The organism is Sandarakinorhabdus sp. (assembly GCF_040398645.1).
In the GTDB taxonomy this organism is placed as follows: Bacteria; Pseudomonadota; Alphaproteobacteria; order Sphingomonadales; family Sphingomonadaceae; genus Sandarakinorhabdus.
Genome location: NZ_JBBATR010000005.1, coordinates 3,075 through 17,270 on the forward strand (window position 1 = coordinate 3,075; position 14,196 = coordinate 17,270).

General features: G+C 64.4%; 16 protein-coding genes. 4 read left to right on the plus strand and 12 right to left on the minus strand.

What is annotated here, in order from left to right:
- The 3 genes from pgmG to ABWP50_RS02095 all read right to left on the minus strand — a co-directional run.
- A partial coding sequence (pgmG, locus tag ABWP50_RS02085; protein WP_353216331.1) for a phosphoglucomutase/phosphomannomutase PgmG occupies positions 1 to 1,178 on the minus strand: 1,178 nt, incomplete at its 3' end.
- Between the two features lie 80 nt (positions 1,179 to 1,258).
- A complete protein-coding gene (locus tag ABWP50_RS02090; RefSeq protein ID WP_353216332.1) occupies positions 1,259 to 1,693 on the minus strand; it encodes a hypothetical protein in 435 nt (144 codons plus the stop codon).
- Between the two features lie 10 nt (positions 1,694 to 1,703).
- Positions 1,704 to 2,486 (minus strand): division plane positioning ATPase MipZ, encoded by a 783-nt coding sequence (locus tag ABWP50_RS02095; RefSeq protein WP_353216333.1) that lies wholly within the window; start codon positions 2,484 to 2,486, stop codon positions 1,704 to 1,706.
- A gap of 105 nt (positions 2,487 to 2,591) precedes the next feature.
- Between ABWP50_RS02095 and panC the strand changes: the two genes are divergently transcribed.
- Positions 2,592 to 3,452, plus strand: a complete 861-nt coding sequence (gene panC / locus ABWP50_RS02100) for a pantoate--beta-alanine ligase (protein WP_353216334.1) — start codon at positions 2,592 to 2,594, stop codon at positions 3,450 to 3,452.
- Positions 3,453 to 3,459: 7 nt separating this feature from the next.
- On the opposite strand, the gene ABWP50_RS02105 is transcribed toward panC, so the two are convergent.
- From ABWP50_RS02105 to rpmG, 6 genes are all read right to left on the minus strand, one after another.
- Positions 3,460 to 4,008 carry a hypothetical protein gene (locus tag ABWP50_RS02105; protein WP_353216335.1) on the minus strand — a complete coding sequence of 183 codons (549 nt, stop codon included), beginning with the start codon at positions 4,006 to 4,008 and terminating at the stop codon, positions 3,460 to 3,462.
- A 37-nt stretch (positions 4,009 to 4,045) separates the two neighbouring features.
- Entirely contained in the window at positions 4,046 to 5,185 is a 1,140-nt protein-coding gene (locus ABWP50_RS02110; protein WP_353216336.1) for a GNAT family N-acetyltransferase, read from the minus strand.
- On the minus strand, positions 5,185 to 5,643 hold the full coding sequence (locus ABWP50_RS02115) for a RidA family protein (protein WP_353216337.1): 459 nt from the start codon (positions 5,641 to 5,643) through the stop codon (positions 5,185 to 5,187). Before ABWP50_RS02115 ends, ABWP50_RS02110 begins: the two co-directional genes overlap by 1 nt.
- Positions 5,644 to 5,647: 4 nt before the next feature.
- A complete protein-coding gene (locus tag ABWP50_RS02120) occupies positions 5,648 to 6,259 on the minus strand; it encodes an HAD family hydrolase (protein WP_353216338.1) in 612 nt (203 codons plus the stop codon).
- Positions 6,256 to 6,546, minus strand: coding sequence for a DUF3572 family protein (locus tag ABWP50_RS02125; protein WP_353216339.1), 291 nt, complete (start codon positions 6,544 to 6,546; stop codon positions 6,256 to 6,258). The genes ABWP50_RS02120 and ABWP50_RS02125 overlap by 4 nt, the downstream gene beginning before the upstream one ends.
- 151 nt (positions 6,547 to 6,697) lie before the next feature.
- A complete protein-coding gene (gene rpmG, locus ABWP50_RS02130) occupies positions 6,698 to 6,865 on the minus strand; it encodes a 50S ribosomal protein L33 (protein WP_353216340.1) in 168 nt (55 codons plus the stop codon).
- Positions 6,866 to 7,036: 171 nt separating this feature from the next.
- On the opposite strand from rpmG, the gene ygfZ reads away from it, so the two are divergent.
- Positions 7,037 to 7,846, plus strand: a complete 810-nt coding sequence (gene ygfZ / locus ABWP50_RS02135; protein ID WP_353216341.1) for a CAF17-like 4Fe-4S cluster assembly/insertion protein YgfZ — start codon at positions 7,037 to 7,039, stop codon at positions 7,844 to 7,846.
- Complete coding sequence (locus tag ABWP50_RS02140) at positions 7,846 to 8,955, plus strand: mechanosensitive ion channel family protein (RefSeq protein ID WP_353216342.1); 1,110 nt, start codon at positions 7,846 to 7,848, stop codon at positions 8,953 to 8,955. The genes ygfZ and ABWP50_RS02140 overlap by 1 nt, the downstream gene beginning before the upstream one ends.
- An 8-nt stretch (positions 8,956 to 8,963) precedes the next feature.
- Here the strand turns inward: ABWP50_RS02140 and ABWP50_RS02145 are convergent, their stop codons facing one another.
- From ABWP50_RS02145 to ABWP50_RS02155, 3 genes are all read right to left on the minus strand, one after another.
- Positions 8,964 to 9,728 carry a Coq4 family protein gene (locus ABWP50_RS02145; RefSeq protein ID WP_353216343.1) on the minus strand — a complete coding sequence of 255 codons (765 nt, stop codon included), beginning with the start codon at positions 9,726 to 9,728 and terminating at the stop codon, positions 8,964 to 8,966.
- A gap of 42 nt (positions 9,729 to 9,770) precedes the next feature.
- A complete protein-coding gene (locus ABWP50_RS02150; RefSeq protein WP_353216344.1) occupies positions 9,771 to 12,788 on the minus strand; it encodes an L-glutamate gamma-semialdehyde dehydrogenase in 3,018 nt (1,005 codons plus the stop codon).
- Between the two features lie 67 nt (positions 12,789 to 12,855).
- Positions 12,856 to 13,515, minus strand: coding sequence for an Npun_F0296 family exosortase-dependent surface protein (locus ABWP50_RS02155; protein WP_353216345.1), 660 nt, complete (start codon positions 13,513 to 13,515; stop codon positions 12,856 to 12,858).
- 184 nt (positions 13,516 to 13,699) lie between these two features.
- Here ABWP50_RS02155 and ABWP50_RS02160 point away from each other — a divergent pair, with 184 nt between their 5' ends.
- Entirely contained in the window at positions 13,700 to 14,164 is a 465-nt protein-coding gene (locus ABWP50_RS02160; protein ID WP_353216346.1) for a MaoC family dehydratase, read from the plus strand.
- Positions 14,165 to 14,196: the final 32 nt, after the last annotated feature.

Consider the following 14,196-nt stretch of genomic DNA (forward strand, 5'->3'; position numbering starts at 1 on the left):
GCCTTCAGCCGTGCCAGCACTTCGGCAACCACTTGAAACTTGCGCTCTTCGCTGGATTGAAAGCGCAATTCCGGCGTGTTGATCAGCGCCGGCATCGCCGATTTCAGCGCGGTCAGCGATCCGCCCAGCGCGCTGACGGCTTCGATCAGGCGCACCGCCGCCAAAATGCCATCGTCCACGCCGTACCAGCGATGCTTGAAGAAGATATGGCCGCTCATTTCGCCGGCCAGCGGGCAATCAACCTCTTTCATCTTGGCCTTGATCAGGCTGTGGCCGGTTTTCCACATCAGCGGCGTGCCGCCCAATTGGCTGATGCGATCAAACAGCGCCTGGCTGGCCTTCACATCGGCAATGATCGTCGCGCCGGGCAAGGCGGCCAGCACCGGCTCCGCCAATATGGACACCAGCTGATCGCCCCACACCACGCGGCCCAGCCCATCGACAGCGCCGATCCGGTCCGCATCGCCATCAAAGGCCACGCCAAAATCACAGCCCTGCTCGGCCACCACGCGCTTCAGATCGGCCAGATTGGCCTCAACCGTGGGATCGGGGTGATGATTGGGGAAATTGCCGTCCACATCCGTGAACAACAAATGATGGGTGCCGGGCAGGATGCGTGTCAGCTTTTCCACCACCGGCCCGGCAACGCCATTGCCGCAATCCCAGGCAATGTTGAACGCCTGCCCGCTAAAATCGCGGGCCAGCGCCGCGACATAGCGGTCCATGATGTCCAGCGTGCTGCTACTGCCGTCTCCGGTTTCCCAATCACCGGCCGCTGCCATTTCGCCCATGCCGCGAATATCGGCGCCGTAAAAGGGCCGATCCTTCAGCATCATCTTGCAGCCGTTCCAGTCGGGCGGATTGTGGCTGCCGGTCACCATCAGGCCGGCATCGGCATTCAGTTCAAACACGCTGAAATACAGCATCGGCGTGGGGCCCAGGCCGATTTCGATCACATCGCAGCCCGCCGCCATCAGGCCGCGCGCCACCGCCGCCGCCAGCAGCGGCGAAGACACGCGGCCATCGCGGCCCAGCGTGACCACACGCCCACCGCCGCGCCGCACCGCCGTGCCAAAGCTGCGGCCAATGGCCTGCGCATCCGCTTCGGTCAGGCTGTCGCCCACGATGCCGCGAATGTCATATTCGCGCAGAGCGGTCGGATGAAATTTGTGGGCCATGATGATCCTCGGTAAAAACAGGGATGTGCCGGCCTGATGCCCGGCCAAAAGGCGCTTGGCAATTGTTGCTGTTGGCGCCGCTACCGGCCAGTTTCGCGGCGTTTTTCGGCAGCAGCCACCAGCAGGTCACGCGCATCGGTGAGGGCCTGGGCCTGGGCATCGCTACCGCCGGCATCGGGATGGGCAGTGGCCATTGCGCGCCGCCAGGCCTGCCAGATCACATCGGAACCTGCATCAGCCGGCACACCCAGCAGTTTGGCAGCGCTGGCCAATTGCCGGGTCTGGCCGATGTCGCGGCTGGCGGGCAGGATCTTGGCTTTGCCGGACCATGCCCACCACGCAAAGCCCGCCGCCGCCGCCGCCAGCGCCAGCACGATCCGCCCGCTGGTGAGCAGCCGAAACGCCAGCAGGCCCGCCGCCGCCGCGCCGCCCAGCCGCAGCAGATTGGGCAGCAGCACGCCTTCGCGGTGCAGCCACCATGCCAGCGCCGCCACCGCCAGAACCGCAAGGAGCATCAGGCCGTTTTCATGAGGCTGGCAATTCCGCAAAACCGGGAAGGTTCAGCCCGGCGATCAAGGCCCGCAATTCGGCGCGCGCCGCGACATGCGACAGCGAAAACTCCGCGATCGCCGCCCGATCGAGCAAGGTGAGGCCGCGCGGGAAAAATTCGCGGAAAATCACGCGTTCCGACAGGCCGGGCATCACCCGAAAGCCCACGCGGCGTGACAAGGCCTCCAGCGCGGCGCCCACGCGCTGCTTGTTGCGGGCATCCAGCGCGGACAAGCGATTGCGCAGCACCACCCAGTCCATCGGCCGGCCTTCGCTGCGGGCGCGGCGGGTACGGGCCTCCCACACCAGTTCGGCATAGAAACTCGGCTTGGTGACGGTGTAATTTTCGCCTTCGACTTCGCCGATCAGATCGAAATCCACAAAGCTGTCGTTGATCGGCGTCACCAGCGTGTCGGCGCGGGCCATGGCGGCGCGGGCCAGATCCGAATCGCGGCCCGGCGAATCGATCACGATGAAATCCAGCCCACTGGCCTGCTCCAGCCGCAGCGCCAGTTCGGCCACGGCGTTTTCCCCATCGGCAACCACCGCCACATCCGGCGCCGGCAGCGTCAGGCCATGGCGCTGGGCATGCAGCCAGCGATTTTCCAGATAGCGGGTGGATGTGCGCTGCCGGCTGTCCAGATCGATCAGGGCCGTAGCCCGACCGGCCAGCGCCAGCGCAACGCCGATATGCACCGCAGTGGTGGATTTGCCAGTGCCGCCCTTTTCATTGGCCAGCACGATCAGATGTGCGCTCACGTCAACTCCGGAAGCCTGTTTGCGGTGCAGCTTGCACTTGCCGGCCGTATCGCCCACAGCGCGCTCCACCTGTCAACGCCAATGGCCCAGCCCTGTGACGCAACGATGACCGCCAGCCAAGATTGTCCGCTTGATATTGTGCGCTCCCCCGCCGAATTGCGCGGCCGTGTCCGGGCGTGGCAGGCCGCTGGCCAGCGGGTGGCGCTGGTGCCCACCATGGGCGCGCTGCATGCCGGGCATCTCGCGCTGGTGACCAAGGGGCTTGACCAGGCCGATGTCGCCGTGGCGTCGATTTTCGTCAATCCCAAGCAATTTGGCCCCGGCGAAGATCTGGAACGCTACCCCCGCGACGAAGCCGGCGATGCCGCCAAGCTGGCCGGGGCCGGGTGCAGCCTGCTCTATGCCCCCGATGTCGCCACCATGTATCCGCCGGGCTTTGCCAGTTTCGTGCGGGTGGCGGGCCTGCCCGATCTGCTGTGCGGCCGGGTGCGCCCCGGCCATTTCGATGGCGTGGCAACCGTGGTGGCCAAGCTGCTGAGCGCGGCCCAGGCCGATGTTGCGGTGTTTGGCGAAAAGGATTGGCAGCAACTGGCGATCATCCGGCGGATGGCGGCCGATCTGGATATCGGCACCCAGATCACCGGCTGCGGGATCGTGCGCGACACCGATGGCCTGGCGCTGTCCAGCCGCAATGCCTATCTGTCCGCCGATGAACGCGCCGCGGCGCTGGCATTGCCGCAGGCACTAATCGCGGCGCGGGGGGCCATCCTGTCGGGCCTGCCGGTGGCGGCAGCACTGGCAGCGGGCAGCCGCCGCCTGAAAGGGGCTGGTTTTGGCAGCATCGATTATTTTGAGCTGGCCGACGGCGAAACCCTGCACAGCCTGGGGACGCCGGCAACGGGCGCGCGGCTGCTGGCGGCCGCAGTGATCGGCAAGACCCGGCTGATCGACAATATCGCGCTTTAGCGGCGTTTCAGCGGCGGCGCGGCGGCCCGATCCTGCGGCCGATCCTGCCTGCGCCATAAGGGCCATTCCAGCTGTCACCAAAGCCCAGCGCGCCGTCACCAAAGCCCAGCGGGCTGGCACCAAAGCCCAGCGGACTGCCACCAAGGCCCACAAAACTGCCACCAGCTGACACGTTATTTCGTGCATTGCCAGAGGCATAGCCAAAGTTCAACCCTTGCACACCGCCCCAGCGGCTGCTGCCCTGCAGCACGGAAATCGCCGCCGTGCCGCTGTCGCCAATTGGCACAACGGCTGTCCCGGACATGCCGAACAGGCCGCCCGTGCCGGCAAATACCGACACCTCGCCGTGCACCTTGCGGCCGGGCGCGGCGGCGCGGCCAAGCGCTTCCGGATACAACGACCGATCGATCAAGGAGGGGCGCACGAAGCGTTCAGGGGTCAACACCGCGGCCCGCTCCGGCCCACGGGCAGCTGCGCTCAAGACGGCATCACGTTCAGCCGGGCTGAGACGCACCACTTCGGTGGTGGCGGCAGGAACAGCAACAAGTGCCGCCAAGACAAACGCGATTCGCATGGCGGTATATTACCACAATTCAACCTTGCGCGCGCCTGAATGGCGCATGGCTATCCAGATATTCTATTTCGTCGATGACAGCGCGGGTTTCACGCGCCAGATAATCGGCAATCGCGCGGTTGAAATTGGGATCGGGAATGAAATGCGCTGAAATCACTGGAGTCGGCCGATAGCCGCGCGCCAATTTGTGCGCGCCTTGTGCGCCGGCCTCAACGCGGGATCGGCCGTTCAGGATCGCCCATTCGATGGCCTGATAATAGCAAAGCTCAAAATGCAGGCACGGCACATCTTCGGTGGCGCCCCAATAGCGGCCATACAGGCATTCATCGCCAATGAAATTGAGCGCGCCGGCAATCGGCTGACCGCCGCGCAGCGCCAGCATCAGCAGCACCCGGTCCCCCATCGCCGCGCTGATAAGGCTGAAAAATGAACGGGTTAGATAGGGCCGGCCATATTTGCGGGCGCCGGTATCCTGATAGAAGGTCCAGAACGCATCCCAGTGGCTTTCCGTAATCGCAGCGCCGGTCAGATGGACGATCTCCAGGCCAGCCAGCGCCTTTTCGCGTTCCTTGCGGATCTGCTTGCGCTTGGCGGACGACAGCGCGCCGAGAAAATCGGCAAATTCGCCGTAGCCATTGTTTTGCCAATGAAATTGCTCGCCCGTGCGCATCAGCCAGCCGGCATCCTGAAACAACGCCTGCTGCTCCGGGGTGATGAACGTGGCGTGGGCACTGGAAAAGCCGTTGCTGGCGGTGATCTGCTGAACGGCCGCAATCAGCGCCGGGCCAGAAGCTGGATCACGCAGCAGCAGGCGCGGGCCCGTCGCCGGCGTGAACGGAAACGCCGCCTGCAACTTGGGGTAATAGCGCCCGCCGGCGCGCTCAAAGGCATCCGACCAGCCATGATCGAACACATATTCGCCCTGGCTGTGGGTCTTGAGATACAGCGGCATGATGCCGGCCGGGGTGCCATCATCCCCATCGGCCACCAGATGCACCGGCTGCCATCCAGTGCGCACGCTGGCGCTGCCCGATTGCTCCAGCGCGCGGAAAAATTCAGCCTGTGCGAAGGGGTTAGCTGGACCGGCGCAGGCGTTCCAATCGGCCAACGCAATTTCGCTGGCCGCGCCGGCAACGCGCACTTGCCATGCATCAGCCATCAGGCGATCTCGACAACCGCGTCCACTTCCACGGCCACGCCGCGCGGCAGCACGGCCACGCCCACCGCGGCGCGGGCATGGCGGCCGGCATCGCCAAACACCGCGACCATGAGATCGGATGCGCCGTTGCCCACTTCGGGCTGATCGGTAAAATCGGGGTGCGACGCGACAAACACGCCCAGTTTCACCACGCGCGTCACCCGGCCCAGATCACCCAGCGCCAGCTTCATCTGCGCAATCAGGCCGACGGCGCAGCGCGCCGCTGCGGCTTGCCCGAACGCCACATCCACCGTGTCACCCAGCCGGCCCTTCATCAGGCTGCCATCGGCCGCAAACGGGATCTGGCCGCTGATGTGCAGCAGCTTGCCGCTGATCACGGTGGGCACATAATTGGCTGCCGGCGGCGCCGCGGAGGGCAGGGTGATGCCGAGATCAACCAGTTTTTGCTCGGGAGTCATGGGCTTAGCCTTTCAGGATGGTTTCGATATGCGCCAGCATCGCCGGCCAATCGTCGTGGCGGGCATGGGCATCGGGTGATTGCGGGATCAGATGGCGCACCTCGATCTCGGCAACCATGTGCAGGCGGTGCACGTGCGGCGCATGCGCCATCACCGATGTGTGATTGGGCGGCAGATCATCGATAAAGATGGCTTCTGAGGGCTGGAATTCATCGAGCAGTTTCTTAAGCGGCTCACCCTTGCCGCCTTTGTTGCCGATCACGCGATAGGGCATGCCCAGCCGCGCCAGTTCATGCGTGCGGCGCTGCGCATGATGATCGGCGATGTTGGTCAGCACGACGATATCGCAATCCTTGGCGAGGTGCTCCAGCGCGCTGGCCGCGCCCGCGATCGGATGCTGATTGTGCATCCAATCGGCGAAAAAGCCATCGAGAAGCGGTGGGAAATCTCCCGCCGGCATGGTGCTGCCATCGGCAAGCTTGATATTGCCGGTGAGCATCGGCGTGACGAGCGACAAGGTCAGATCGTGCACCTCGCGTAGATAATCGATGAATGGCGCGATGAAGTGCAGCAGCACACCATCACAATCTGAAACAATGAGCGGACGCGCCTTCACCAGTCACTCCCCAGTTTGCGAGCCGCAAGTGCCAACGCCTCGGGCTTTACGCCGATGGCGTCGGCGGTGGCGACGAGATCATGTTCGTTTGCCATCAGATATCCCAGCACCGCCGCCAGTGTTTCGGGCTGATCGGCCTGTGCGCGCAGCGAGGCGCTGTCCATGCCGGTCAAATCCAGGAAGCGCGGCCCCATCACATCATCGCCAGCCACGTGCGCGAGCACCATCAGCGCCAGCACCGCCGGTTCGGCAGGAGGAGGGGAGTCGCGCAGGGCCACAGCAAACACCTTTCGCGTCCCTGCCTACCGGCTGTGGCCTGGGCTGCCAAGCGGTGTTGCCGGACCGAGGTGTCGCGGGTAGGGGGCCAAGGCGCTGGCAAACGAAAAGGGCCGGCGTTGCCGCCAGCCCCTTCATGTCATCAAGCAGGCGCGAACGCGCTTACTTGATCTTGGCTTCCTTGAAATCCACATGCTTGCGGACGACCGGATCATACTTGCGGAACAAAAGCTTTTCGGTCTTGGTGCGCGGGTTTTTCTTGGTGACATAATAATAGCCAGTGTCGGCAGTGGACACGAGCTTGATCTTGATGGTGGTCGGCTTGGCCATGATTCCAGTTTCCGCAATATTGATATGCCATGCATCGGCCAAGGCCGGCGCGGCGAAGGACAGCCCAATGCGCAAATGCCTGCCCAAAGTCAAGCGCTGAGCAGGGATATGCAGCCGGCCATCGCATGCAGCGCCATTGGCAGGCAGCGCGGCGCAGCCTATCTGGAAGGGATGACCATGGTTTCTCTTGATGATCGCACTGTTCTGGCTGTGGCGGGAGCCGATGCCCTTGCGTTCTTGCAGGGGCTGATCACCCATGACGCGGCGTTGCTGGCGCCGGGTAGGTCGCTGTTTGCAGGGCTATTGTCACCGCAGGGCAAGGCCTTGTTCGATTTTCACCTGCACGCTGGCGATGACGATATGATGTTCATCGATGTGGCCGCGGCCAAGGCCGATGCGCTGCTCAAACGCCTGAGCATGTACAAGCTGCGCAAGGCAGTCACGCTGGCGCGCCGCGATGATCTGGCCGTGCTGGCTGGCTGGGATGACAGCGCCATTGCCGAAAAAACCCCCGATGCGCGTGACCCGGCGCTGGGCGCGCGCTGGATCGGCGCTGCCAGCAGAATTGATGCCGATTCTGCTGGCTATGATGTGCACCGCCACGCCGTGGGTGTGCCCGACAGCGCCGATATTGGCAGCGATGAATTGCTGTGGCTGGAAACCGGCGCCGATCTGCTGAACGGGGTCAGCTTTACCAAGGGCTGTTATGTTGGCCAGGAAAACACCGCCCGCATGCACCACCGTGACAAGGTGCGCAGGCGGCTGGTGCCGATCACCATCGCTGGCGATCCCGGCGACGCCGTGGAGGTGAACGATGGTGATGGCCGCGCGGCGGGCAAGCTGCGCAGCCGCAATGGCGATCACGCCATTGCGCATTTGCGGCTGGAGGCTGCGGCCGGCCCGCTGTTTCTGGGCGCTGCGCCGGTGACCATGCGCCGCCCGGCCTGGCTGGCGCCGGCTCTTGCGGAGCCTGCGGCCTGATGCTGGACCCGATCGGCAGCGCCGGCGCCAAACTGAACGGCGTGGTCGATGAAACCATACGCTGGATTGCCCAGGACAGCGCCGATGCGCTGCTGGGGGCCGGCGTTGGGGTGGCGGTGATTGCCGGCCTGCAATTGCTGCTGCTTGCGGTGCGCCGCCTGTGTCCGGCGGATGGCGCCGGCTGGCGCGGGGTGGTGCGCGGCATTGCCGATCGCACCTTGCTGCTGTTTGTGGTGGCCGCCGGGCTGGATGCCGCCACCCATGTGGCGCTGATGCCGGGGCCGCTGCTGCGCCTGGTGGAGAATATCTTCACCATTGCACTGGCGGTGCAGGGCGCGCTGTGGCTGCGGGCGCTGGTGCTGTTTGCGGTGCAGCGCCGCATCGTTGCCGACAATCAGGACAGCGCCGCACTGGGCAGCGCGGTGGGCGTGATCACCGTGCTGGTCAATGTGGTCGTATGGCTGTTGGCCGGCATTCTGATCCTCGACAATCTGGGCGTGAATGTCACCGCGCTGGTTGCCGGGCTGGGCGTGGGCGGCATTGCTATCGGCCTGGCGGCGCAGGGCATTTTTTCCGATCTGTTTGCGGCGCTGGCGATATTGTTCGATCGGCCGTTTCGGGTGGGCGACACCATCAGCTATGGCAATTCAGTGGGCACCGTGGAGCATATCGGCCTGAAAACCACGCGCATCCGGGCAATTTCCGGTGAACAACTGGTGATGGCCAACACCAAGCTGCTGGAGCAGCAAGTCGCCAATCTGCGCCGGATCGAGGAACGGCGCGTGCTGTTCAATCTGCGTTTTGTCTATCAACTGCACCCTGATGTGCTGGCGGCGCTGCCGCGCGAATTGGAAGCGATTGTGGCAGCGCAGCCCGATTGCCGGTTTGATCGCGCCGTGTTCACCGGCTTTGGCGCGTTCAGTCTGGATTTCGAACTGGTGTTTTTCGTGACCGTGCCGGATCTGGCGGCGATGCTGGCGGCGCGGCAGGCCGTGGGCTTTGGTGTCATTCGCCGCATGCGCGAAATGGGCGTCGATTTTGCCTATCCCTCAACCACCAATTTTACCGCTGCACCTGACGGACGCTTGATCGATCCCAGCGCGAATTGAGGCTGGCGTCAGGCGTTGGCCGATTTGGGGATGGCCCCCAGCCGCGCGTGCATCGGAATGCTGTCGTAAATCCGCGGCGGTGTCAGGCCAAGGCTGGCGCGCACGGCATCCAAGGGCTGCGGCAGCAACGCGGCATAGTCCAATTGGCCGAGCCAGGCGCTGCGGCGGCCGCGCTGCCAGCCTTCGAAAATCGCGCGGGCATAGGGCTGACGCTCCGGCGCTGAACGGCTTTTGAGCGCGGCGCCGGCAGCGATGAAGCCCCAGCCGAGCGCGCCGGTCTGCTTGAAAGAAAATGCCACCAAGCACGCTTCACCAAGCGCATCGGTGCCATAGCCGGCCAGCACGTGCCACAAATCGTGCACATCGCGGATGCGCCGGCCAAACCACGCCACCGGATGATCCCCACCGCGCATCACATGCGATGAAACCGCGATCAGGCCTTCGGCGGAAATATTGCTGCCTTCGACATGGTTCAGATAGGCCCGGCCCAGGCTGTCAGCCGGCAGCGTCGCCAGCCATGCCCGATCTGACAGCAGCACCGCGATTTCCTCGCGCCTGTAGGCCAGTTGCCCGCCTTCGACTGTGGTGAGCAGGCGGTAATAGGCGGCCCAGCTGGCGTTGCCGTTCAGGGCGGCCATAATGTTGAACACCTCGCCGGTGCTGTCCTTGTCGGCCAGCAGGCGGCGCAGGGCAGCAAAGGCAGCGGGCCAATTGCGGCGGGGCCGCGGTATCGGCTGCGGCAGAACGGCAGTGATCGGCTGGATGATGCTCATTTTGCGCGCGTACGCACAATATCGCCTGCCGGCAATGCCGGTTCAGCCGATATCCTCGATGCTGAGCAGTGACGCATTGCCGCCGGCGCTGGTGGTGTCGGTGGAAATCGTGCGTTCGGTGAGGAAGCGATAGAGATAATGCGGCCCGCCGGCCTTGAAGCCAGTGCCGGACAGGCCTTCGCCGCCAAATGGCTGGCTGCCCACCACCGCGCCGATCATCGAGCGATTGACATAAAGATTGCCAACCTCGGCCAGCGCCGCAACCTCGGCTGCCGCGCTGGCGATGCGGCTGTGCAGGCCCATGGTCAGGCCATAGCCCAGCGCGTTCACAGCTGCGACGGTTTCGGCGAGCTTGCCGGCTTGCCACGTTGCGACATGCAGGATCGGCCCGAACCATTCGCTGTGCAGATCGGCTGGCCGGTCGATCCTGATGATGGTGGGCGGCACGATGCCGGCCTGCGCGGCGGGCAGGGCATGTACCCAGCGCGCGCGCTGAGATTGGCGGTAGGTTTCCAGGCGTTCGTAGGCGGCGGCATCGATCACCGGGCCAACATCGGTGGCGGGATCGCCCGGCGGCCCCATTACCAGGCAATCCATCGCGCCTTTCAGCATGGCCAGCGTGGAATCGGCCACGTCTTCTTGCACCAGCAGCAGCCGCAACGCCGAACAACGCTGCCCGGCTGACCGAAATGCCGATGTGACCACATCGGCAACCACCTGCTCGGTCAGCGCGGTGGAATCGACGATCATGGCATTAATGCCGCCGGTTTCGGCGATCAGCGGCACCAGCGGCCGGCGATCGTCATCCAGCAACGCGCGGGCGATGCGGCGCGCAGTGGCGGTTGATCCGGTGAACACCACGCCCATGATGCGCACATCACGCACCAGTGCATCGCCGACATCGCCGCCGCCGATGACCAGCCCGAACACGCCGGCCGGCATTCCGGCTTCCAGCGCCCGCGCACGCGCCATGGCGGCGATCACCGGCGTTTGCGGCGCTGGCTTGGCGACCACGCTGTTGCCGGCCACCACGGCAGCGGCCACTTGGCCCAGAAAAATCGCCAAAGGGAAATTCCACGGCGCGATGGCGGCAAACACGCCGCGCGGGGCCAGACGCAGTTCATTGCGTTCGCCGGTGGGGCCGGGCAGCAGGGTGGGCACTATGATGGCCTGCGCCTGCACCGCATAATAGCGGCAGAAATCCACGGCCTCGCGCACTTCGGCCTGAGCATCGGGGATGGTCTTGCCGGCCTCGATGACCAGCGCCGCGATCAGATCGGCGCGGTCGCGCTCCAGCAGATCGGCCAGCCGGTCCAGCACGGCGGCGCGCGCGGCCACATCGGTGCGCGCCCAGCCGGCAAAGGCGGCGTGTGCGGCCGCTAACACGGCGGCCACATCGCCGGTTGGCGTGGGTGCGACCGGCAGCACATAACCGGCCACATGCGCAGCGATTGCGGCCAATGTTTGCGCATCGCCCAGATCAATCCCGGTGCTGTTGATACGCTCGTTGCCATACAAGGCCGCAGGCAGCGGGATCGATGGATGTGGCGCGCCTGCCACTGCTGCGATTCGAAGCGCTGGATCGGCCAACAAGCTCGCATCGGACACATTTTCATCGGCCAACTGGTGCACAAAGCTGCTGTTGGCGCCGTTCTCCAGCAGGCGGCGCACCAGATAGGCCAGCAGATCGCGGTGCCCGCCCACCGGGGCATAGGTGCGGCAGCGCAAGCCTTCGTCCTGCACCATGCGCTCGAACAGGCCTTCGCCCATTCCGTGCAGGCGCTGAAATTCAAAATCGCTGCGGTCAGCGGCCTTCGCCCATTCCAGGATGGTGGCGACGGTCAGGGCATTGTGGGTAGCAAAGGCCGGATACAGCCGCGGATCTGCCAGCATGTCGCGCGCGCAGGCCATATAGGACACATCGGTGGCGGCCTTGCGGGTGAACAGCGGATAATCGCTCAGGCCCTGTTCCTGCGCGCGCTTGATCTCGCTGTCCCAATAGGCGCCCTTTACCAGCCGCACGGCCAATTGTGTGCCGGTTGTCCCGGCCAGATCTCCGGCCCAGGTAATCACGCTGCGCGCGCGTTTGCCATAGGCTTGCACCGCCATGCCCAGCCCGTTCCATACGCCATCGCCGCTGTTGTTGGCGCGCGGCCGGCTCGCAACGGCGGCAATGATCTCGAGGCTCATGTCCAGCCGGTCTTGTTCTTCGGCGTCCACGGTCAGGCCGATGCCGGACTGTGCGGCGATATCCGCCAATTGGTGCAGCATTTCAGTCAGTTCGGGCACACAGATGGCAGCGTGTGCCGTTTCATAACGCGGGTGCAGCGCCGACAATTTCACTGAAATCGAATGGCGGCCAAACATGTCGGCGTTGCTGCGCGCCGCATCTTTGCCCACGGCGCGAATTGCAGCACTGTAGCTTGCAAAATAGCGTTGGCCGTCATCGGCGGTGCGTGCGGCCTCCCCCAGCATATCAAAGCTCGCGGTAAAGCCGCGATTGTCCTTGTCACCGGCGCGGGCCAGGGCTTCTTCGATGGTGCGGCCCATAACGAACACCTGGCCCATCAGCCGCATAGCCGCGCCCACGCCTTGGCGCACGAACGGCTCCCCGGCGCGGGCAATCAGCCGGCGCAGCACGCTGGCGCGGCCTTCTTCGCCCACCACGGCGCGGGTGATCACCAGGCCCCAGGTTGCGCTGTTGACCAGCGCGGAATCCGAGTCCCCAAGATGGCCGGACCAGTCGGGCGCGCCCAATTTGTCGCGAATCAGCAAATCGGCAGTCGTGGCATCCGGCACCCGCAAAAACGCTTCGGCCAGACTGAGCAGTGCCACGCCCTCGGCGGTGTTCAGGCGATATTGCTGCAAGAAGCGATTGACCCAGCCGGACCCTTGTGCCGCGCGCAGATCGGCCAGCAGGCCAAGCGCCCGGTTTTCCACCGCAGCACGGGTAGCGGGATCAAGTGTGGCCGCCGGCAGTAGGCTGGCCAGCACGGCTGGTTCAGGGGCGCGGTGCAAATCGCGCATCGCGGTTCGGGCAGGGTCATGAAGTGCGTTCATAGCCGCTGTTTACCGCGCCCCTGTCAAGGCGTCACCTCAAGTTATGCAGCAAGCGCCGCACATGCGTTCAGGCAGCAACCGCAGCCGCAAGGCCGGTGGCCCGTTGCTCGCGGCGGCGTGCAACCGCGCCGACCATGCCAAAGCCGGCGATGAGCATCAGCCAGCTGGCCGGTTCCGGGACCGCATTGGCGGCAATCGTGTCGAATTCGAACGCCACACCGGTCGAACGGAATTCCACCGCGTGAATGAAGGCGTTTGGCGCCGCAACAAAGCCAACCCGGCGGTTGGTGCGCGCCAACAGCTGATCGCCATTGGAAAACGGCAATTGGCTGCCGCTGAAGCTGGCAAGAAGATTGCCGCTTTGACCAAACAGGCGGACGCTGTTGTAGGCATCCACGGAACCCCAATACAGGCTGAGCGAGCGCAATGCCCGTGTGTTAAGCCGGGCAACGCCGGGACGGTTGTTGGAGCCCGACACAAAGCCGAACATGTTTGCCACGCCTGCAGGCGCAGCAGCGGTGCCCTGACGGGTTCCCGTGCGAACGGCCGGCATGCTGGCCCAAGTGAAGCCGGCTGCATTGGGCGCATCAAATGTCACCACGGCCCTTTGACCGGAAAACGGGCCGGGATCGGGCGCACCGGGCGTGCTGATCAAGGTGGCGGCGCAAACCGGCGCAGCGGCAAAAACGGCAGCAAGTGCAATTGCGGAAAGGGGGAAGCGCATCATCTATCCTTCTTAAGGTGATCCGGGGGGGGGCACCGGGCTGAGGACTTCCCTTTAAGTAATCGTTAAATTTCAGTAAATCTCAATAAAAGGTTAACGACATCGCGTTCACCATCATTCTGGTGGCTTGACGTGTTTGTCAGCCGGGGCCTAAGTTGCGATTAAATATGGGTGGGGAGTGACAATCATGGCCGCAAAAAGCCTGACGCTTGACGAATTTCGCGCGCTGGCCGGCACCGAAGTGGGCGTGTCGGACTGGATCGAAGTGCCGCAGGACAAGATCGATGCTTTTGCCGCTGTGACCGGCGATCACCAGTTCATCCACGTAAACCCCGAGCTCGCGGCGCAAACACCGTTTGGCACCACCATTGCCCACGGTTATCTCACGCTCAGCCTGCTCAGCGTTATGGCCTATCAGGCGATGCCGGGCATCAAGGGCACGCGCATGGGTGTGAACTATGGGCTCAACAAGGTGCGGTTCATGGCGCCGGTGAAATCGGGCAGCAAGATCCGCGGCCGCTTTACCATCGCCGACGTCTCGCAGCGCCAGGATGGCGCGTGGCAGACCACCACCAATGTGGCCGTTGAAATTGAAGGCGAAGCCAAGCCTGCACTCGCTGCGGAATGGCTGACTTTGCAGTACGTCGGTTAATACCCACCCTAACCCTCCCACGCTCTGCGAGC